At 63.3% G+C, this 752-nt stretch carries 1 protein-coding gene; it reads left to right on the plus strand.

All coding sequences use genetic code 11. The annotated features are described in order from the left end of the window. Nucleotides 1-752, plus strand: a 752-nt coding sequence (locus HMPREF2581_RS11545; protein ID WP_139181905.1) for a type VI secretion system spike protein VgrG2a, incomplete at both ends; no start/stop codon positions are given.

The raw sequence follows: 752 nt of genomic DNA on the forward strand, positions 1-752 counted from the left end.
GCGTTCGATGTCGTCGAGTTCGAACTGGAAGAAGCGCTCTGCGAGCCTTTCCGCCTGAACCTGAAGCTGGCCAGCGACAAGAACGCCATCGATTTCAAGCAGGTACTCGACCAGCCGGGCACCTTCACCCTCTGGCAGGACGGCCGTCCGGCCCGCTACGTCCATGGCATCGTCAGCCACTTCACCCAGGGCAGCTCGGGTTTTCGCCGGACCCGCTACGAACTGCTGCTGGAACCGCAGTTGGCGCGCCTGGAGCTGTGCTGCAACTGGCGGATCTTCCAGGAGAAGAGTGTTCCGGAGATTCTCCAGGCGCTGCTCAAGGAACACCGGGTGCTCGACTACGAACAGCGCATCTACCATGAGCACCTGCCGCGCGAATACTGCGTGCAGGCCGGCGACAGCGATCACTACCTGCACGACCGGCTGGCTTTCGAGGAAGGCCTGGTCTACTACTTCCGCTTCGACGAACACCGCCACACCCTGGTCTGCAGCGACCGGCTCTACGTCCAGGAGCGTATCGCCGGCGGCCCGGTACTGTTCAGCGCCCAGCCGGAGGGCGACAACCCGCAGCCGGTGCTTCATTCCTTCCGCTACAGCGAAAATGTTCGTACGGCTCGACAGACCCAGCGGGACTACAGCTTCAAGCGCCCGACCTACGACCAGGAGCATCATCTCGCTGGCGAGGCGCTCGAGCATCAGGACTCGTCCTACGAGCGCTACGACTACCCCGGTCGCTACAAGCAGAGCGGCGC

The sequence above is a fragment of the Pseudomonas sp. HMSC057H01 genome (assembly GCF_001836405.1).
Lineage (GTDB): Bacteria > Pseudomonadota > Gammaproteobacteria > Pseudomonadales > Pseudomonadaceae > Pseudomonas > Pseudomonas aeruginosa.